Genomic DNA, 18633 nt, shown 5'->3' on the forward strand with positions numbered 1-18633 from the left:
TCGTGATAGTAGCTGACGATACCGATATCGCCCGTGGAAGGGCCAGCCTCAGGTTTTCAGGCGGCCCAGTTCGCGATCCAGCACCTGAACCTGGCCATCGAGCGCATCGCCACTCTGGCGGACCCGCTGCGCCAACTCCCGCAGATCGTTGGCTGCGTCGCCGATGTGGGTCAGGTTCCGGTTAATTTCCTCGCTCACCGAACTCTGCTCCTCAGCGGCGGTGGCCACCTGGGTGACATGCTCAACAATCGTGGCGATACGCTCAACCACTGTGGCCAGCGAGTGACTGGCTTCCCGGGTACCCTCTACCGCGCTGGTGGCTCGCTCCACTCCGGTTCCAATGACCGTTACCGCACCGTCCACGTCGCCTTTCAGGCGCTCAATCATGCCACTGATCTCGTCCGTGGATTCGCGGGTTCGGGACGCCAGCGTGCGCACTTCATCGGCTACCACCGCAAAGCCACGCCCCTGCTCTCCGGCCCGTGCAGCCTCGATAGCGGCATTCAGTGCCAGCAGATTGGTCTGCTCGGCAATGCCACGGATTACTTCCAGAATCCGGTTGATTTCCTCACTGCGCTGGGCCACGTGACCAATAGCCGAGCTGGCCTGATCCATATCGCCGGCCAGTGCATCCACGCCCCGCAACGCCGTACCCAGAGTATCCTGGGTAAATTTAATGCCATCCCGCGCAGCCCGGGCATTATCCGCTGCCTCGCCAGCAAAGCCGGCCACTTCCCCCGCCGCCGCCGACATTTCATTCATGGCGGTCACCACACTGTCGATATCCTGATGCTGGCGGGCTGTCTGTTCATCGGTATCCCGTGCAATGGCGCCCACATCCGAAGCCTGCCCCCGCACCTGGGCATTCACATCTTTGAGGTCGTTGATCATTTCCCTCAGGCGGGCCAGGAAGGCATTAAAGCCGCCAGCAAGGTCAATCAGCTCGGCATGAGTGTCAATATCCAGTTCACGGGTAAGATCGCCCTCGGCACTGGCCAGATTGCGCATGCGCTTCCGGATTTCGTCCAGCGGCCGGGTAACCGAACGCACCAGCAACACCAATACGGCAATCGCAAGCACGACCACCACAATGCCCACCACGGTTTGGCGGGTGGCCGTGCTGGTTACTTCGTCTGACAGCAACGCCGTTATTTGATTCACACTGGCCAGGGCGATATCGCGCGGCAATTCAATCAACAGCGACCATTCAGCGCCCGGTAACGAGACCTTGACGGGATACGACACGGCGAGAATCTCACCGTTGTCGAAGCTGCCACCGTTGCGGTGCAACGCCGTAAACTCGCCAGCCAGATCCGGCAGTGCTTCCCGCAGTGGCCGGCCCAGATGCTCCTGATAATGACTGGAAGCAGCAATCAGGCCTTTCTCGCTCAATAATGTGACCCGTGACTGGCCGTCAAAGAGTTCCTCGCTGACACCGGCAATGGTCGACTGCAGCGTCGACAGGTTGATGTCGGAACCGACCACCCCGGCAAACTCGCCGTCACTGATCACCGGCACCACCAGGCTGGTCATCAGCTCGGAGTAGCCCTCTTCAATCTCATACTCATAGGGCTCCATCAGGCAGGGCTTTAGAGAATCGCGGGAACACAGGTACCATTCGGCTTCACGGATCCCGAACTCATTGCGGTTGTCCAGGTATTTGGTGGCAGGGTCTTCGGTTCTGCTGAACACCACATTGCCAGCCGGGTCCCGATAGTAGTAGATCTCAAGGGTACCCTCATCACTGCTGTGTTCTTCCACCCCGCCGGTAAAGTAAATGTCCTGGCCGTCGTAACCATCCGGCTCAAACTGGGCGTAAATCGAACTCAGATGCTTCTGCTCCTCGAGCACAGCCCCAATGTTTTCCTGAAGGTCGCGCCGACTGATCCTTCCGGAGCTGTCCGCTTCGATATTTCGGGTAATCAGGCTGCGAACCACTTCAGGCGTCTGGTAGGCGGTTTCGAATACCCCGGTCACCAGCTCACCGTATTTCCCTGCGGTCGCACTAAGCTGATCCATTACAATACGTTGCACCGTGCCCCGGGTTTCCCGGGTCAGCCGTTCCTCCATGGAACCGAGGGAGAGCTGGGCGGTGATAACAATACTCACACCCATGGTTAGCAGCAGTGCAATCACCAGGGCGTAGAGTTTTACGCGCAGAGAGAGTTGTTTCATGTACATCGAAACCTTTTTCTGTGAGGCTTAACCAACATCCTAGAGCATGGAGGCGTTTTTGGCCTACCTGACCCTGTTCCTGACATCTTTTGCCGCGGCAACGCTGCTGCCCGCGTATTCGGAAATACTGCTCGGCACCCTGGTCAGCCAGAATTATCCCCTGTTCTGGTTGTGGTTCTGGGCAACCATGGGAAATACTCTGGGGTCAGTGGTTAATGGGCTTATCGGCCGGCAAGTGGATCGCTTTAAGCACAAACGCTGGTTTCCCGTCAGTGAACTTCAACTACACAAGGCACGAAACCGGTTCAATCGATATGGTCAGTGGTCGCTCCTGCTGGGCTGGTTGCCCATTGGCGGCGATGCACTGACTCTGGTGGGCGGCATTATGCGAGTCCCCTGGCTGAATTTTATTGTTCTGGTGGGGATTGGTAAGGGACTGCGCTATGCCTTCGTCATCTGGGTGGTGCTGACCGCGTCTGGCTAGGCAGCACCGCTCCCATAGAGGTATTTTCTCAACAAGTCCTCGCCGTTGAACTCGGAGTGCAACACCGCAATGAAGGTGTAAACCCCGATTAGTTTTCGATTGAGGAACACGAATTCCTTGGGGGGTACACGAAAATAGCGGCTGATGGCAGACCTGGCGGCCTGCTTGGCCACTCTCGAGGGCAAATCGCTCTGTTTCCAGCGGTACTGGCCATGGCTGTTGACGGCATAATCCGGCCACTGACTGCGATCCTTCGCCAGGGGTTCCAGTACTGACATACAGACCTTGCCAAACTTGTCCAGCACCTCCGCCGGCCAGTCCCGGCTCATGAATCTGAGCTTGATTCCGCCCTCAACAACTTGCTCCAGATCTTCCTCATAGGAAGCCCTGATCATCTGGATGACCGGCTTCAGAAAGTCAGACGAGTAACTCTGCACGGCGCCAAAATCCAGCAGGACAATCCGGTCAGTTTCCGAATCACCACCCTGTTCGCCCGCAATACGGATCCGGTAGTTGCCGAAATTCGGGTCGGTCTGGATCTCTCCCCATTCGAATAGTTCCCGGAAAAATAATTCCAGGGCTGCCTGGCCCAGGGCACTGCGTCGCTCCAGTGGCAATTCACGAACCGCCACTGAACTGACCGAATGGCCGTGCTCATAGGTCGAGGCAATAACATGATCCGTTGAAAATTCTGCCAGCACTCTTGGCACCACAAAGCGTGGATCATGGCTAAGCATCTGGCGGAACTTTTCGGTGGTACGGGCCTCCAGCCGGTAATCCACCTCCCGATGCATCATTTCCCGGACTTCTTCCAGCCAGTCGTTGAATTCAGGGCCGAAGCTGACCAGCCGCGCCACTTTCAGCAGATGAGCCACAGCGTTCAGATCACTGTCGACGGCATCGGCAACACCGGGGTATTGCACTTTAAGCACAAGCTCCAACCCGTCGCTACGGCGCACCGCACGATGTACCTGGCCAAGTGAGGCGGCTCCTATAGGCTCCGGGTCAATATCGAGTTCAGAAAGCCGGCTCTCCCCCAGTTCGGCTTTGAGAACCCGCTCAATGGCCGGCCACTCCAGAGAGGTGGTCTGGTCTTCCAGAGTGTGCAGCGCCTCAGTGACTTCTTCGGGGAGAAAATGCTCGCCGTACAGCGCCATGACCTGGCCGATCTTGACCACACTGCCCTTGAGCCGGCCAAGCTCGTCCACCAGAAACCGGGCCTGACTGGAGAGCATTGCCCGATGCCGCTGCTCCCGGGTTTCCTTGTTGCTGAACCAGTTAGTCGCCATATGGGACGCCATGCGCGTGCCTGCGAACAGTCCGGCTCTGGTCAGCGACAACCTGCGCTCAAAACTGCCGGTCTTGATACGGGAGACGGATTTTCCGGGTCGGCTGGAAGACATGAAAGACCTGTTTCTGTCAGGAAATGTGAATGCCTGCAATACATCTGACCATTATACGGATCTGGGCGCGCGACTACCTAACCCAGTCGTCGCGCCGGCGCTGCCCCTGCAGCCAATGTGTATAAACTTCGACCAATTTAAAAGAGTTCGTGACATCGGTTACGTTTTGACACAGTCACAGATCACAAAGCGGTCTAGTATTGGTTGACAGGGTTTCTGTGATATTTATCAACTACAACAACACCACCCACACATGAATCAGCCCGCTTCAAGAACGCCAGACGCCGAGCTGTCGCAGTTTCGCGTTAAAGGCGAGATACCGGTACCGGCCCTGATCAACGGCCTCACCTGTGCGGCAGTGCCGCTGCTTGTGTTTTTTGCCTGGCGCTCATCCGGCCACGGCGACCCGTTGACTTCACGGCTACTGCTGGCCTTCGCAGCCCTTCTGGCCATTAATGCGATCGTTTTTCTGAGCCTGGGCCACAAAACCCTCCAGCGCCGGACATTCATTACCCTGATTATCGCTCTGTTTACCTACCTGGCCATCCAGGCGGTTGAAGACGGCTCGGCCATCATCTGGCTGTTCGCCTATCCCCCCATAATCTTCTACATAAGTGAAGCCAGAGTAGGCATACTGGCCTGTGTGGGCGGATGGCTGGCCGTATTATTCCTGTTCAGCCCGTTGGGGGATATGGTTTTTGACTCGCCCTACAGTACCAGCTTCCGGCTTTCCATGATCATCGTGCTGGCTTTCGAAATGGCCACTTGCTACATCCTCGACCAGAGCCGGCGGCGGAGCAAGCTAGGCTTGATCCGGCTGGCCGCAGAATTCGAGTACGCCGCCAAGCACGACGCACTCACCAGCCTGGCCAATCGCCGCGAAGGTTTGGAACAACTGGAAACAGAGTATCAGCGCTACCTGCGTAACGGTCGCAGCTTCTCGGTTCTGCTGATGGATATCGACCTGTTCAAGAATGTAAACGACAGCTACGGTCACCAGGCGGGCGACGACATGATCGTGTTGGTTGCCCGCACCGTGACCGGCCAGAGCCGCAAGGTGGACACCATCGCCCGCTGGGGCGGAGAAGAGTTTCTGGTACTACTCCCCGAAACCGCCCTGACCGAAGCCGCCGCTACGGCAGAGCGAATCCGCTCAGCTGTGGCGAGCCAGGCCATTGACTGCGCGGGCACGCGAGTGACCGCCACCATCAGCATCGGCGTGGCCTGTATACAGGGGTCGGAGTCGATCGATCGCCTGCTGCAACGGGCCGATGAGGCGCTGTATCAGGCCAAGACGCTGGGGAGAAATCGCGTGTGTCAGGCTACTGAGGCGCTTCACCAGCCCTGACGTTGCTCCACCTGACAATGGCCCAGGCCTTCGACCAGCTCGCTCACCAGCCGGCGTTCCAGGTCATAGACCGAGGCTCCGGCCTCAAAATCACTGACTTGGCACATGGACATACCCGCGTAGCCACAAGGGTTGATTCGGGAGAAGGGTTCCATGTCCATGTTCACATTCAAAGCCAGGCCATGGAAGGAGCAGCCCCGGCGGACCCTCAAACCCAAGGACGCAATCTTGGCGCCATTCACATAGACACCCGGCGCATCTGACCGCGGTGCTGCTTCGATGCCGCCTTGGGCCAGGGTACTGACAATCGCCTGCTCAATGGCACTGACCAGGTTACGCACCCCGAGTTTACGCCGGGTCAGATCAATCAGCAGGTAGATCACCAACTGCCCGGGGCCGTGGTAGGTCACCTGACCACCACGATCCACCTGAATTACCGGAATGTCTCCTGGCAGAAGGATATGCTCGGCTTTGCCCGCCTGCCCCTGGGTAAACACCCTGGGATGCTCCAGGCACCAGAGCTCATCCACGGTGGCCTCGTCCCGGTTGGCGGTGAACGATTTCATCGCTTCCCAGGTTTCCATGTAGGGCTGTTGCCCCAGTGACCGTACGATGAGGTCAGCCACCGTTACAGCACCATGTGAACGCGGCCACTGGCCTTAAGCTCTTCAAAGAGTGCTTTGAGCTGATCTTCACCGGTCGCCACAATTTTCAGCTGAACCGAAGAAAACCGGCCTTTGCTGCTGTCGTTCACCGAGATGTCCGCTTCAGACAGTCCCGGGGCATGCTGCTCAACGACCTCCACCACAAATTCGGTGAAATCGGGCGCGGCATTGCCAATCACCTTGATGACATAGTCACAGGGAAACTCGATTTTTGGTGCTTTCGGCTCAGTCATGCCGCACATTACTCCCGGCTAAGGCAAACAGCGCCTCAACCTCAGTTAAACAGTTGAACAAAAAACAGCTTGATGGCGTCCCAGATGCGCTTGAACAAACCGCCTTCAGGCACTTCGGTAAGTGCCAGCACCGGCTCATCCACCAGGGTTTCACCATCCAGAACCACACGAACACGGCCCAGCTCATCTCCCACCTTAATGGGCGCTTTTATCACGGAATCAAGGTCGACCACAGATTCCAGTTGCTCGCGGGAGCCACGGGGAATGGTGACATAGATATCCTCCGGCATGCCTACCGACACCTCATCCGCCTGACCGCCCCACACTCTGGACGCCATCAGCTCCTGACCGGCACGGAACAGCCGCTCGGTTTCAAAGTAGCGGAAGCCGTAGTTGAGCATTTTCTGCACTTCCTGGGCCCGGGCCTCAGAGCTGCTGGTTCCCATAACCGTAGCAATCAGCCGGGTCTCACCCCGCTTGGCCGATGCCACCAGACAATAACCGGCCTCTTCCGTGTGCCCGGTTTTCAAACCATCAACGCTGTCATCCCGCCATAGCAGGCTGTTTCGGTTGGGCTGACGAATATTGTTGTAGGTGAAGTGCTTCTGCGCATACAGCGGGTAGTTTTCCGGGTAGTCCTGGATAATATGCCGTGCCAGGACCGCAAGATCGTAGGCGGTTGAGAAATGGTCTGCGGAGGGCAGGCCGGTGGCGTTTTCGAAGTGGGTATCTTTCATGCCCAGCAGTTGCGCCTGCTGGTTCATGATGTCCACGAAAGCCCCTTCACTGCCGGCCACAAACTCGGCCAACGCCACAGACGCATCGTTGCCAGACTGGATAATCACACCCTTGAGCAGATCCTCAACGGACACCGAGGTGCCCTCCTGCACGAAGGTTCTGGACCCCTCTGTGCGCCAGGCCTTGACACTGATAGGTACCATATCCGACATGGAGATACGGCCTTCATCCAGCTCGCGCTCGACAATATAGGCCGTCATCATTTTGGTCAGACTCGCCGGTGGCAAACGCTCATTGCTATTGTGCTCCATGATCACACGACCACTGAGCGGATCCATCAATACCCAGGAGCTACCGGCAATCTGCGGCGGAGACGGGATCAGTACCGCCTGCGCCGAGGCCTGCCCGCTCATCAGCAACAGGGAAAAAACCAGAAACAGTGTTCGAGTTACAGTCTTGAAAGCCATGGATAGTTTCATTCGTCGTCAGATGCTTGTCTTATGTTGGTTCTGAACTCAGTCGGTTCAGTGCGAATCGGTCAGTACAATGGACTGCCGGAACCCTCTGGATTCCAGAAGGTTCTGAGCGTAGCGCGCGTCGCCCTCGCTCTTGAATGGCCCCACCTGAACCCGATGGAACCGGCCATTATCAGTGGTGATCTCCCGGACTCTCACAGGATTATCCAGCACTCCCAGCAGACGCTCGCGCATGGCCTCAGCCGGATCCCGCTGACTGAATGCGCCGAGCTGGACAAACAGCCCCTCACCGGCGGCCAGCTCTGTTGTTCTGGAAGCCTGTGAGGCAACCACCGGAGCCTGGCCAGCGGCATCAAACGGCTTGCCAGCCAGAAACATGGCGCCGTCCGGACGCACCGTAATAGCGGCCACTTCAACCCTGGCGGTACCACGGGATTGATAGCCGAGCTTCTTGGCCGCGGCATAGGACAGATCGATCAGCCGATCCCCGTGGAAGGGGCCGCGATCGTTCACACGGACAATCACCGAGCGGCCGTTGTCGAGATTGGTCACTCGCGCGTAACCCGGAATCCGAAGGGATTTGTGTGCCGCCGACATGGCATACATGTCGAACACTTCACCGTTGGAGGTCTTGTGGCCGTGAAACTTCTCGCCATACCAGCTCGCGGTGCCGCGCTGCACGTAGCCGTCGTTACTGTCCATCACATGATAGCGCTTGCCCCAGACCGTATAGGGCGACTTGTTGCCAGCCGTCCGTGGCTGCTCATAACGGGGTGTGGCATCGGCCAGGCCACTGGCGTCAAAGCTGCCCGAAGGAGCCCGATCCTGCTTAATGGTGTAGCGTGACGAGTGGTCAACTTCAGGACTGCTGGCACAGCCGGCCAGCAAGGCAGCTAAAGCCAGTGCGGGAATCCGTTTGTCAGAGACCTTGACCATGTCTGTTCACTACCCCAAAACCTGTGTATTGATACCGCCATTACTGACCAGCAACATTGTAACGGGTTCCCTTGTGTATACACCATTACCGGGCAGCCATCATTACTGGTTCAGGCGGTGATCATCCGGCGATGGGTGTGAATCGACATCAGCACGCCGAACGCCGCCATCAAAGTGACACTTGAGGTGCCGCCATAGCTGATCAACGGCAAAGGCACACCGACCACTGGCAACAGGCCGCTCACCATTCCAATGTTGACGAAGATATAGATAAAGAACGTCATCGTCAGCGCTCCGGCCACCAACCGGCTAAAGGAGTCCTGGGCGGTAACCGAGATATAGAGACAACGCAGGATAATCAGGAAGTACACCGTCAACAGCAGCAACATACCGATAAAACCGAACTCCTCTGCCAGCACCGCGACAATAAAGTCGGTGTGGCTTTCCGGCAAAAACTCCAGGTGTGACTGGGTACCCTGCAACCAGCCCTTGCCCTCCATACCGCCGGAACCGATCGCGGTTTTCGACTGGATAATGTTCCAGCCGGCTCCGAGCGGATCACTTTGAGGGTCCAACAGCGTCAATACCCGCTGCTTCTGATATTCCCGCATGACGAAGAACCACATCAGCGGGGCAGAAACCGAGACCATGGCGAGGAACGCGGCAATCAACTTCCAGCTGATACCGGCAAAAAACACCACGAAAATGCCGGCCATGCCGACCAGCAAGGAGGTACCGAGATCCGGTTGCTGGATGATCAGGAACATCGGCAGCAGAACGATCACCAGCCCCGTCATCACCCTGGGGAAGGTCGGTGGCAGGTAATAACGAGACAGATACCAGGCTGCCATCATCGGCACCACCAGCTTCATGAACTCGGAAGGCTGAAACCGGGGCAGGCCAGGCAACGCCAGCCAGCGTTGCGCCCCTTTGGCGCCAACACCCACCAACAACACGGCGACCAGCCCGATCAGTCCCAAGCCGTAGAGCCAGGGCGCCCATCGGCGAAAGACCGCCGGATCCAACTGAGCGAATACGAACATCACCACAAAGGCAACGCCCAGGCGAATACCCTGTGCCTTGACCACATCAATATTCCGGTCAGCACCACTGTAAAGCACAAAAAGGCCGCCACCGACGAGCAACAACAGAAGCCCCAGGAGAATCGGGTCCAGATGCAACGCTGACCAGATACTGCGGTTGCGCCCCAGATCGCTGCTAGTCTGACTGCTCCACAATTTGCTGCCGGCCATCAGTTGTCTCCCCCGGCCGCGCTGGAATCGCTGATCACAGGTTCTGCCTGCTCCGCCGGAAACTCCTCCAGCCAGGCATCAAACAAGGCGCGGGCAACCGGAGCCGCGGCGCCGCTGCCACTGCCACCATTTTCAACGATAACCGCCACTGCGATCTTGGGGTCATCCGCTGGCGCAAACCCGACAAACAGCGCGTGGTCCCGAAGCCGTTCCCTTATCTGCTCTTCGTCGTACTCCTCATCCTGACCAAGACTGAATACCTGGGCCGTGCCCGTTTTTCCAGCCATTCGGTAGCTTGCGCCTCGACCAGCGCTTCGACCCGTCCCCCGGGCACCATGCATCACTTCTTCCATGGTATCGACGACATATTCCCAATCGTCAGGATCCTTCAGTTCAAGCTGTTCATGCGTCTGCTCCGGCAGAAATTCCTCCACTGGACTGTCGCCGTGAACATCCTTAAGCAACCTGGGCTCAACCCAGGCTCCGCGATTGGCAATCAATGCTGTAGCCGTTGCCAGTTGCATGGGCGTTGCCAGCAAAAAACCCTGCCCAATGCTCATGTTGACTGAGTCTCCGGGATACCAGGGTTCATTTCTCACGGCCCTTTTCCAGTCTGCGGTCGGCAACAACCCGGTCAAAGCACCGGACACATCCAGGGTGGCATCCTCACCAAAGCCGAACCGGGCCAGATAGGAAGACATGACATCCACCCCCATATCAACGCCCACTGCGTAAAAGTAAACATCATTGGATCTCGCCATCGAGTACTTCAGATCCACCCAGCCATCACCAGAGCGATTCCAGTTCCGAAAACGCCTCCCGCCCTCACGGAGCTGGAAGTATCCCGGGTCCCAGATTCTACGGTCTTTATCCGTTGCGCCGCTGTCCAGCGCTGCAACAGCCATCATGGGCTTGATGGTCGACGCAGGGGGGTACTGGCCACGGAGCGCCCTGTTAAACAATGGCTTATCGATACTCTGACTCAATTCGCGATAATCATTGACACTGATACCGGTCACAAATTTATTGGCATCAAAACCGGGCACACTGGCAAGCGCCAGAATCCCGCCGGTCTTGGGTTCGATAGCAATGATCGCACCTCGCCTGCCCTCCATCAGCTCATGCGCCCGACGCTGGAGCCGCAAATCAAGATGGAGCTGGAGGTCTTCGCCCGGAACAGGATTTACTCGCTCAAGCACCCGCAAGATCCGGCCACGGGCGTTGGTTTCTACATGCTGGTAGCCCACCTGACCGTGAAGCGCCTCCTCGTAGAAACGCTCAATGCCGGATTTGCCGATGTAGTTGGTCCCCGCGTAATTGACCGGATCGATACGCTGGAGTTCGTCGCGATTGATACGGCCGACAAACCCCAGGGCATGGGCGGTCAGCTCGCTATGGGGATAGTAGCGAACCAGTTCGGCCTCAACTTCCACCCCGGGAAACTGATGCCGGTGCACTGCCATGCGGGCAATTTCGGCTTCGTCGAGATCGTAACTCAAGGGGATCGCCTGGAACGGACGTCGCGGCTCCCGCAGTCGGCGCTGGAATCGTTCCAGATCTTCATCGGCAATACTCAGGATGTCGCTCAGGCGCGCCAGGGTTGCATCCATGTCGCCAACGCGCTCCGGCACCACCGTCAGGCTGAATACCGGGCGATTCTCCGCCAGCAGAACGTTATTCCGGTCGTACACCAGACCTCGGGGTGGCGGTACCGACTGTACCTGAACCCGGTTTTTGTCAGACAGTGTGGTATATATCTCGTGCTCAACGATCTGTAACTGGTACATCCGCGCCAGCAACCCGGTCATCAGCACCAGGACGAATACCAGCATCACCATGGCCCGGCGCTGGAACAGCCGGCGCTCCGCTGCGGTATTTTTCAGTTCGCCCCAGACCATGTCTGTTCCTAGGCCCGGTGGTAAGGGTGGTTACGGGTGATGGTCCAGGCCCGGTAGAGTTGCTCAGCCAAGAGGATTCTCACCAGAGGGTGGGGCAAGGTAAGAGGCGACAGTGACCATTGCTGATCCGCCCGCTGTCGACAGGCATCCGCCAAGCCGTCGGGGCCGCCGACCAGAAAAGCGACATCCCGGCCGTCCTGTTGCCAGTTTTCCAGCTGTGAGGCGAGTTTTTCCGTTGACCAGGGGCGCCCACCCACCTCCAGAGCCACCACGCGGTCACGGGTGCCTGCTGCAGACAGGATAGCGTCGCTTTCCCGCTGCATCAGTCGGGAGATGTCGGGATTTTTGCCCCGGTGGGCCATGGGGATTTCTGTCAGTTCAAGGGGCAGCTCGGGCGGCATCCGGCGAGCGTAGTCGTTGTACCCCGCAGTGACCCAGTCGGGCATTTTCTGCCCCACACAGATCAGACGCAGGCGCATGACTACTCGCTGCCCGCAGCACCGAGATCCGGAGCATCACGCCAGAAGCGCTCCAGATCGTAGAACTCCCGGGTAGCAGGCATCATCACGTGAACAACCACGTCACCCAGATCAACCAGGATCCAGTCACTGCCGCCTTCACCTTCAACGTTGGATGCACGTACACCCTGCTCTTTGGCCTCGATCACCACCGAATCCGCGAGGGATTTTACATGTCGGTTGGAGGTACCGGATGCCAGAACCATAAAATCGGTCACGCTGGTGCGGTCGCGAACATCAATCACACTAATGTCCTGAGCCTTGATATTTTCCAGTGCGTTAACGACCAGATCTTTCAGTTGTTCAGCCTGCATAATTACCCTGTAGTACGGGTACTGGCCGGTATGGCCACCCGATCAATGATATTCAGACGCGATTGTAGCATCAAAGACGCCTGTGAATAACTCCTATTGGCCCTCAACGGGCCGGGCACCGTAGAGCCCCCAGGCGCGGATACTCTGGCAGACATCATCCGGTGTGAGGTAGCGTGGCGACCGACCCGCCGCGATACGCCGTCGAATACCAGTGGCGGAAATGTCCAGCAATGGCGGCGCCAGCTCCAGTACCAGGCCCGCCGGCCGCGAATGCAGCTCCGAAGCTGAACCCACACAGCGCTCTGCTACCAGCTGCGCTGCCTCGCTGCCCACCGGCAGTTCCGAGCCGGGGCGGCGCACCACCACGATATGGGCAAGCCCGGGGATCTCCTGCCACTCGCGCCAGCGGTCAAACGATGAGAAAGCGTCGGTACCAACCACCATCACCAGAGGACAATCCGGCCCCAGCTCGGCCCGAAGCTGGCGCAATGTATCGGCGGTGTATGAGGCTCCGCCCCGGTGCACCTCCTGCTCGTCCAGCGCCAGCGCGGGTTCGCCGGCGATGGCCTGCCGGATCATCTCCAGACGCTGCGCTGAACTGGCTCCGGTGCTACCCCGATGCGGAGGGATATGGCTGGGCACCAGATGTACCCGGCTCACCTCCAGCGCCTCGGACACTTCCAGTGCCAGCCGGAGGTGACCGTGGTGAATCGGGTCAAAGGTGCCGCCGTAGATCACATGCATGGTGTCAGGTCCGGATATGGCCGTCACCGAACACCACGTACTTCTGTGAGGTAAGCCCTTCAAGACCGACCGGCCCACGGGCATGGATCTTATCGGTGGAAATACCAATCTCAGCGCCCAGGCCATACTCGAAGCCATCGGCAAATCGGGTTGAGGCATTGACCATGACAGAACTGGAATCCACCTCCGTCAGGAACCGACGGGCACGGGTGTAGTTTTCGGTGATAATGCTGTCGGTGTGCTGGGAGCTGTAGCGATTGATATGCTCAATGGCACCATCCAGTCCATCAACCACCTTCACCGCCAGAATGGGGGCAAGGTATTCCGCGTGCCAGTCTTCCTCGGTGGCTTCGACAATATCTCCGAGAATGGCACAGGTGCGCCGGCACCCCCGCAACTCCACGGTTTTGCTTCGGAACTGTTCCGCCAGCAGCGGCAACAAGTCCTCCGCCACCTCGTCATCAACCAGCAGGGTTTCCATGGTATTGCAGGTCCCGTAACGCTGGGTTTTGGCATTAACCGCTACCTTCAGCGCCTTCTCCGGGTCGGCATGGCTGTCGATGTAAACATGACACACACCATCCAGATGCTTGATTACCGGCACACGGGCGTCCCGACTGATACGCTCGATCAGGCCCTTACCGCCGCGAGGAACAATCACGTCCACGAACTGAGGCATGGTAATCAGCTCACCCACAGCGGCCCTGTCGGTAGTGCTGACCACCTGGACTGCAGTTTCCGGCAACCCCGCCTCGCTCAGACCCTGTTTGAGACAACGGGCAATGGCCTGGTTGGAGTGGATCGCCTCGGAGCCGCCGCGCAGAATGGTCGCATTGCCGGATTTCAGACACAGACTGGCAGCCTCGACCGTGACATTGGGCCGCGACTCGTAAATGATACCGATTACCCCCAGTGGCACCCGCATCTTGCCTACCTGAATACCCGACGGGCGATAGGTCATATCGGTAATCACACCCACAGGGTCCGGGAGCGCAGCCACCTGGCGCAAACCCTCAATCATGGCATCGATGCGCTGAGAGGTAAGCTCCAGGCGATCCAGCATGGCACTGTCGAGTCCGTTTTCCCGGCCACGCTCCAGATCCTTGCTGTTAGCCGTGGCAAGCTCGGATCTGGCGGCGTCCAGGGCGGCGGCGGTGGCCAGAAGTGCCTGATTCCGCACGGCAGTGGAGGACCGGGCGACTTCCCGGGAAGCGGCCCTGGCCTGCTGGCCGAGTTCCGTCATGTAGGCTGCTACATCCATTGATTTACCCTTAATTCTGCAAGCTGATTCCAAAACGGGAGGGTTACTTTACCTTTCCCGTTTCAAGTCCGCACCCCAAACGACTATTATAGCGCTGCACAGGTTCAAATGGATGCGCCAGCAAAGGACAGACTCAATGCCCCAAACCGCCGAAAAATTTCTTCCCGGCAAGTTTTCCCGCAGCGGGTTTATTGCCTTTGGCCTGACCACCGGGTTCTGTCTGTTCATGGGGGAACTGCTGGCGGCCGTGGCAGCTGCAGCTGCGGCTGGTCTTTGCCTGGCGGGCACCCATCAGGGCAAAGCACATCAAAACGCCCCCTGGCCACAATTACGGGCATTCTTTCTGACAGCCCTCGTTCTGGCTCTGGCATCGGCCATCTGGCTGGGCCCCTGGCCACTCAGCCACTGGCTCTATGCCCTGCCGCTGGTACTGTTCGCCATGGCGCCGGTCTACCTGGCAGCCATTGTTACTGTCATCTTCATTTTCCTGGTGCTAGCCGGAACCCAGTGGGCGATAGCCCTCCCGGACCGGCACCAGATGATGACGGCACTGGTACTGACCACGCTCCTGGGTGCAATTCTGGTGTTCATGCGCGAGTACAAATCCCGGCAGCTTGCGCCCCTGCGCCGTACCGATGAGCTTACCCAGGCAGCCAGCCGGGAATACCTGTCAGCTGACCTGCACAAGGAAATACAGCGCAGCGAGCGGGAAGGCACCAACATGTCGGTGATGATGATCGGGCTGGATACTCACCTGAGCGACGTCGATCCGGACGAAGACATTCGCGCGATTCTGCCACGCATCGGCCGCTACCTGCACTCTCAGCTTCGAGATTTCGATACCTATTACCGGGTGGCCGACCTTCAGTTTCTGGTGATTCTCCCCGGCGCCAATACTGCCGAGGCAGCCCGCACTGCAGAACAGGTTCGCCGCGGCCTGTGCACGCTGATGGATTCGCACGGCCTTAAGCTTACGGTCAGTACCGGCGTGGCCGGGCTCAATATCGGCGACGATGCCGACAGCCTGCAACAGAGCGTTGCCAACGCCCTGCGGCGCGCCCAACAGCAGGGCGGTAACCGGACCCAGACCTACAGCAACCCGGTACCCCCAGAGGCCAGCGGACTGACTGAACCTTCCGGCAGGGAGGCAACGCAATGACCGAGACCCGACTCCGAACCTGGACCCACGCCTTTGGCTACGGCCTGGCGGCGCTGTTCACCGCCGCGCTGGCACTGCAGAACCTGCGTTACGGCTTTTACCAGCTGTTCTATCTGGCCCTGGCCATGACCGCCTTACTGGTTGCCGGCCTGGTCTATACCTGGCTATGCCGTCGCCAGCAGCTCTCCGCGCCCGGCCACCTGGTCATTCTCGCCGGCCTTAACAGTGGTCTGGTTGCAGCGGTACTGACAATGGATGCCCCGGGCATCAGCCACTGGGCCATGCCTTTGCTTTCGCTGAACCTGCTGATTTTGCCCCTGCGGCATGGACTAATGCTCTCAGCGATGCTGCTGGTGCCGGTGCTGGCTGTCACCTGGCTGTCGACATCCATAGACACTGCCCTGATGACGACAGCCGGCCTTATAGCACTGCTGGCAGTGACCGCCCTGTATATCTGGCACTACGACCATATGGCGCAATCGGCCCAGGATCTTGCCATTACCGACCCCGCCACCGGAGCCCATAACGCCCGTTTTCTGGATGAGACACTGCAGAAGGAAATCAGTCGTGCCATTGCCACCGGCCACCCATTGTCGGTCGTCAGCCTGAACATCGACCATGCCGACGAAATTCGCGACCTGCACGGCAAAGCCGGCCTGCAAACGCTGCTACGCGACGTTACAGGTACCCTGTTTGAAATCATCCGGGCCGGGGATTCGCTCTACAGCATCAACGGCTCGGAGTTTTTCCTGATCCTGCCGTTTACGCCGGAGGAAGGGGTCCGGGTCATCGCAGAGCGCATTCGCAGAACCCTCAGCGAACATGACTGGGCCCAGGTTGGCAAGATCTCGGTCAGCCTCGGCTGCACCACCCGGGGCAACGGCGACACCAGCACCCATTCATTGCGTGACCGCGCAGTCACCGCCATGCTCGAAGCCCGGAAGCGGGGTGCGGATTCTGCCTGGTTCAGCCCGGGAGAGCCCGTCAAGGCATGACCGCGACCTGGCTCACCGACGTTACTTCCTGGGTCGCCGCCAATCCGGGCTGGCTGATTGCCGCCCTGTTCCTGACCGCGCTGATAGAATCGCTGGCGGTGGCCGGCATCATCGTGCCCGGAGTGGCTTTACTGTTCGCATTTGCCGCGCTCGCCGGCAAGAGCGGCCTGCCCCTGTCCGACGCCCTGCTGTGGGCCGGCCTTGGCGCCGTGGCGGGGGATGCGATCAGCTTCGCCATCGGCCGCCTGTTCAAGGGGCGTCTGAATACCGTCTGGCCATTCAGTCGATACCCGGGGCTCATTGCCCGCGGAGAGAGCTTTTTTCGCGCCCACGGAGGAAAAAGCGTGGTCATTGGCCGTTTCGTTGGGCCGATACGCCCGGTCATTCCCCTGATTGCCGGTGCGCTGACCATGTCCTGGCAGCGCTTTCTCACCTTCAATCTGCTATCAGCCACGGGCTGGGCCCTGGTGTATATCCTGCCGGGATTTTTCGTAGGCTCGGCTATGGGCAGCGAGATCAAACCCCCACCCCATTTCTATCTGGTACTTGCGATCAGTGGTGCGGCGCTGGTGGTTGTCTATCTGATTGTTTTGCGGATTCGGCTCGGCGTTGGTGAAGGGAGCTGGCTCTATCAATGGCTGGAATCCCGGATGAGTCAATACGACGCAACACACCGGTTCTGGCGTCTGTACAGCAGCGAGCGGCCGGCTCAGCAGGGGGAATTTCCTCTGCCCTCACTGCTAATGACGGCCACCTCGCTCGCATTGTTTCTTGGGCTGGCACAGTTGGTCGGAGTCAGTGGTGAGCTGGCCTTTATGAACCAGCAAGTGCTGCAATGGTTCGGCGCTCTGCGCCAACCCCTGCTGGATCTCCCGATGGTAGCGTTCACCTTGCTGGGAGATCCCCCGGTCCTGTTCGCTGCCGCCGTGTTTGCCGTTCTGTTGCTGGCGTTCCGGGGCTACTACGCAGCCGCCATTCATATTGCCACTGCAGCAGCCATCACCGGGATCAGCGTTTGGCTGCTGAAAGCAGGTATCGGCATCAGCCGGCCAGATCAGGTGCTCTCGGCACCAAGCTCCGGCGCTTACCCCAGTGGGCATACGGCCGGTATGACCGTGCTGGTTACCCTGGCAGCCAGCTTCGTCGCGGGCGAAAACCGCAAACACCAGCGCTGGCAACATTACCTGTTTCTGTCACTACCCTTGCTGCCGGTAGCCCTGAGCCGACTGTATCTCGGCGTGCACTGGTTCACGGATGTGCTTGGAGGCCTGTTTCTGGGGCTCGCGATCACCGGTGCGACACGGGCCAGTTACAGCCGATATGACAGGGTGGCGCTGAGCCCGGACAGCTTGACCTGGGCCGCCGGAATCGGCTGGCTGGCTTTCGTGGCCATGTACATGATGGGTAACTGGGAAACTGCCGTGGTGAGTTACGCCCCTCAGCTATAACCGTCAGCCGCCCTGTTCCAGCGCTTCCAGCAACTGTTGCAGTCGGTCAAGCCGTTCAAGCGGATCCTGTAATTCCGCCAGCCGCTGTTTTTCCTGCTTATCCAGCGGCAGCAATTCGGTCAGCCTCCAGCCAATATGGCGGGCATCGTCATAATCCACATCCATTTCCAGATCCTTGACCACCGGATGCCGGAACAGTGCCCGCAAAACCGAGGGCAACTCATGGTAGCGTTCCGGCACATCGCTCTCGGCCTCGGCAATCAGGCACTCCACATCGCCGACATTGAGGCCATCCTCCTGCTGCCAGCTACGGACGACGGAAACCTTGCAATCTCCCTCAACGGTGATACCCAGCAAACCGTTATCCAGTTGCTGGAAGTCGATGATCCGGACGTAGGTACCCATGTCGTAGAACGAGGCCCGGGCTTCGGTCTCGGCACCTTCCCGCAACAAAACCACCACAAAGCCGCGATCTTCCTTCAGGCAACGGGTGAGCATGTCGATATAACGGGGCTCGAACAGCTGCAGGGGGATTCGCCCCCCGGGGAGTATGATTGAATTCAATGGAAACAGCGGTACGTTCAT

18 protein-coding genes are annotated in these 18633 nt (G+C 58.8%); 5 read left to right on the forward strand and 13 right to left on the reverse strand.

Features of this window, described 5'->3' with window-relative positions:
- Positions 1–48 precede the first annotated feature (48 nt).
- A complete protein-coding gene (locus ARC85_RS09075) occupies positions 49–2175 on the reverse strand; it encodes a methyl-accepting chemotaxis protein (protein ID WP_113879930.1) in 2127 nt (708 codons plus the stop codon).
- 58 nt (positions 2176–2233) lie between these two features.
- On the opposite strand from ARC85_RS09075, the gene ARC85_RS09080 reads away from it, so the two are divergent.
- On the forward strand, positions 2234–2659 hold the full coding sequence (locus tag ARC85_RS09080; protein WP_014420673.1) for a YqaA family protein: 426 nt from the start codon (positions 2234–2236) through the stop codon (positions 2657–2659).
- Here the strand turns inward: ARC85_RS09080 and ARC85_RS09085 are convergent.
- Complete coding sequence (locus ARC85_RS09085; RefSeq protein WP_113879832.1) at positions 2656–4062, reverse strand: ABC1 kinase family protein; 1407 nt, start codon at positions 4060–4062, stop codon at positions 2656–2658. The two genes, ARC85_RS09080 and ARC85_RS09085, sit on opposite strands and share 4 nt — an antisense overlap.
- A gap of 253 nt (positions 4063–4315) precedes the next feature.
- Between ARC85_RS09085 and ARC85_RS09090 the strand changes: the two genes are divergently transcribed.
- A complete protein-coding gene (locus ARC85_RS09090; RefSeq protein WP_113879831.1) occupies positions 4316–5410 on the forward strand; it encodes a GGDEF domain-containing protein in 1095 nt (364 codons plus the stop codon).
- On the opposite strand, the gene lipB is transcribed toward ARC85_RS09090, so the two are convergent.
- The 10 genes from lipB to ARC85_RS09140 form a co-directional block, all read right to left on the reverse strand.
- Positions 5398–6036, reverse strand: coding sequence for a lipoyl(octanoyl) transferase LipB (lipB, locus tag ARC85_RS09095; RefSeq protein ID WP_113879830.1), 639 nt, complete (start codon positions 6034–6036; stop codon positions 5398–5400). The two genes, ARC85_RS09090 and lipB, sit on opposite strands and share 13 nt — an antisense overlap.
- A gap of 2 nt (positions 6037–6038) precedes the next feature.
- Entirely contained in the window at positions 6039–6317 is a 279-nt protein-coding gene (locus ARC85_RS09100) for an HP0495 family protein (protein WP_370228928.1), read from the reverse strand.
- Positions 6318–6349: 32 nt separating this feature from the next.
- Entirely contained in the window at positions 6350–7513 is a 1164-nt protein-coding gene (locus ARC85_RS09105) for a D-alanyl-D-alanine carboxypeptidase family protein (protein WP_374730291.1), read from the reverse strand.
- Positions 7514–7570: 57 nt separating this feature from the next.
- Entirely contained in the window at positions 7571–8458 is an 888-nt protein-coding gene (locus tag ARC85_RS09110) for a septal ring lytic transglycosylase RlpA family protein (protein ID WP_113879828.1), read from the reverse strand.
- A gap of 110 nt (positions 8459–8568) precedes the next feature.
- Positions 8569–9711, reverse strand: coding sequence for a rod shape-determining protein RodA (gene rodA, locus ARC85_RS09115; protein WP_113879827.1), 1143 nt, complete (start codon positions 9709–9711; stop codon positions 8569–8571).
- Positions 9711–11609 carry a penicillin-binding protein 2 gene (mrdA, locus tag ARC85_RS09120; protein WP_023008895.1) on the reverse strand — a complete coding sequence of 633 codons (1899 nt, stop codon included), beginning with the start codon at positions 11607–11609 and terminating at the stop codon, positions 9711–9713. Before mrdA ends, rodA begins: the two co-directional genes overlap by 1 nt.
- An 8-nt stretch (positions 11610–11617) precedes the next feature.
- Positions 11618–12088, reverse strand: a complete 471-nt coding sequence (gene rlmH / locus ARC85_RS09125) for a 23S rRNA (pseudouridine(1915)-N(3))-methyltransferase RlmH (protein WP_113879826.1) — start codon at positions 12086–12088, stop codon at positions 11618–11620.
- Between the two features lie 2 nt (positions 12089–12090).
- Positions 12091–12441 (reverse strand): ribosome silencing factor, encoded by a 351-nt coding sequence (gene rsfS / locus ARC85_RS09130; RefSeq protein WP_011785874.1) that lies wholly within the window; start codon positions 12439–12441, stop codon positions 12091–12093.
- Between the two features lie 93 nt (positions 12442–12534).
- Positions 12535–13185, reverse strand: coding sequence for a nicotinate-nucleotide adenylyltransferase (nadD, locus tag ARC85_RS09135; RefSeq protein WP_011785875.1), 651 nt, complete (start codon positions 13183–13185; stop codon positions 12535–12537).
- A gap of 4 nt (positions 13186–13189) precedes the next feature.
- Entirely contained in the window at positions 13190–14446 is a 1257-nt protein-coding gene (locus ARC85_RS09140) for a glutamate-5-semialdehyde dehydrogenase (RefSeq protein WP_011785876.1), read from the reverse strand.
- A gap of 136 nt (positions 14447–14582) precedes the next feature.
- Between ARC85_RS09140 and ARC85_RS09145 the strand changes: the two genes are divergently transcribed.
- The 3 genes from ARC85_RS09145 to ARC85_RS09155 are packed head-to-tail and all read left to right on the forward strand — an operon-like array spanning position 14583 to position 18048.
- Positions 14583–15605: a GGDEF domain-containing protein gene (locus ARC85_RS09145; protein WP_041656405.1), complete on the forward strand. Its 1023-nt coding sequence runs from the start codon at positions 14583–14585 to the stop codon at positions 15603–15605.
- Complete coding sequence (locus tag ARC85_RS09150; RefSeq protein WP_011785878.1) at positions 15602–16600, forward strand: GGDEF domain-containing protein; 999 nt, start codon at positions 15602–15604, stop codon at positions 16598–16600. The genes ARC85_RS09145 and ARC85_RS09150 overlap by 4 nt, the downstream gene beginning before the upstream one ends.
- On the forward strand, positions 16597–18048 hold the full coding sequence (locus tag ARC85_RS09155; RefSeq protein WP_113879825.1) for a bifunctional DedA family/phosphatase PAP2 family protein: 1452 nt from the start codon (positions 16597–16599) through the stop codon (positions 18046–18048). Before ARC85_RS09150 ends, ARC85_RS09155 begins: the two co-directional genes overlap by 4 nt.
- 3 nt (positions 18049–18051) lie before the next feature.
- On the opposite strand, the gene ARC85_RS09160 is transcribed toward ARC85_RS09155, so the two are convergent.
- Positions 18052–18633, reverse strand: coding sequence for an LON peptidase substrate-binding domain-containing protein (locus ARC85_RS09160; RefSeq protein ID WP_014420657.1), 582 nt, complete (start codon positions 18631–18633; stop codon positions 18052–18054).

The sequence above is a fragment of the Marinobacter sp. tcs-11 genome, from assembly GCF_002049515.1.
Lineage (GTDB): Bacteria > Pseudomonadota > Gammaproteobacteria > Pseudomonadales > Oleiphilaceae > Marinobacter > Marinobacter nauticus.

What these genes read in the sequence shown, in the direction of transcription:
- rodA (WP_113879827.1), bottom strand. Translation starts at nt 9,711, where the DNA reads ATGGCCGGCAGCAAATTGTGGAGCAGTCAGACTAGCAGCGATCTGGGG.
- ARC85_RS09090 (WP_113879831.1), top strand. Translation starts at nt 4,316, where the DNA reads ATGAATCAGCCCGCTTCAAGAACGCCAGACGCCGAGCTGTCGCAGTTT.
- rlmH (WP_113879826.1), bottom strand. Translation starts at nt 12,088, where the DNA reads ATGCGCCTGCGTCTGATCTGTGTGGGGCAGAAAATGCCCGACTGGGTC.
- ARC85_RS09105 (WP_374730291.1), bottom strand. Translation starts at nt 7,513, where the DNA reads ATGGCTTTCAAGACTGTAACTCGAACACTGTTTCTGGTTTTTTCCCTG.
- ARC85_RS09100 (WP_370228928.1), bottom strand. Translation starts at nt 6,317, where the DNA reads ATGTGCGGCATGACTGAGCCGAAAGCACCAAAAATCGAGTTTCCCTGT.
- ARC85_RS09160 (WP_014420657.1), bottom strand. Translation starts at nt 18,633, where the DNA reads ATGAACGTACCGCTGTTTCCATTGAATTCAATCATACTCCCCGGGGGG.
- ARC85_RS09145 (WP_041656405.1), top strand. Translation starts at nt 14,583, where the DNA reads ATGCCCCAAACCGCCGAAAAATTTCTTCCCGGCAAGTTTTCCCGCAGC.
- nadD (WP_011785875.1), bottom strand. Translation starts at nt 13,185, where the DNA reads ATGCATGTGATCTACGGCGGCACCTTTGACCCGATTCACCACGGTCAC.
- ARC85_RS09075 (WP_113879930.1), bottom strand. Translation starts at nt 2,175, where the DNA reads ATGAAACAACTCTCTCTGCGCGTAAAACTCTACGCCCTGGTGATTGCA.
- ARC85_RS09085 (WP_113879832.1), bottom strand. Translation starts at nt 4,062, where the DNA reads ATGTCTTCCAGCCGACCCGGAAAATCCGTCTCCCGTATCAAGACCGGC.
- rsfS (WP_011785874.1), bottom strand. Translation starts at nt 12,441, where the DNA reads ATGCAGGCTGAACAACTGAAAGATCTGGTCGTTAACGCACTGGAAAAT.
- ARC85_RS09155 (WP_113879825.1), top strand. Translation starts at nt 16,597, where the DNA reads ATGACCGCGACCTGGCTCACCGACGTTACTTCCTGGGTCGCCGCCAAT.
- ARC85_RS09150 (WP_011785878.1), top strand. Translation starts at nt 15,602, where the DNA reads ATGACCGAGACCCGACTCCGAACCTGGACCCACGCCTTTGGCTACGGC.
- ARC85_RS09140 (WP_011785876.1), bottom strand. Translation starts at nt 14,446, where the DNA reads ATGGATGTAGCAGCCTACATGACGGAACTCGGCCAGCAGGCCAGGGCC.
- mrdA (WP_023008895.1), bottom strand. Translation starts at nt 11,609, where the DNA reads ATGGTCTGGGGCGAACTGAAAAATACCGCAGCGGAGCGCCGGCTGTTC.
- ARC85_RS09110 (WP_113879828.1), bottom strand. Translation starts at nt 8,458, where the DNA reads ATGGTCAAGGTCTCTGACAAACGGATTCCCGCACTGGCTTTAGCTGCC.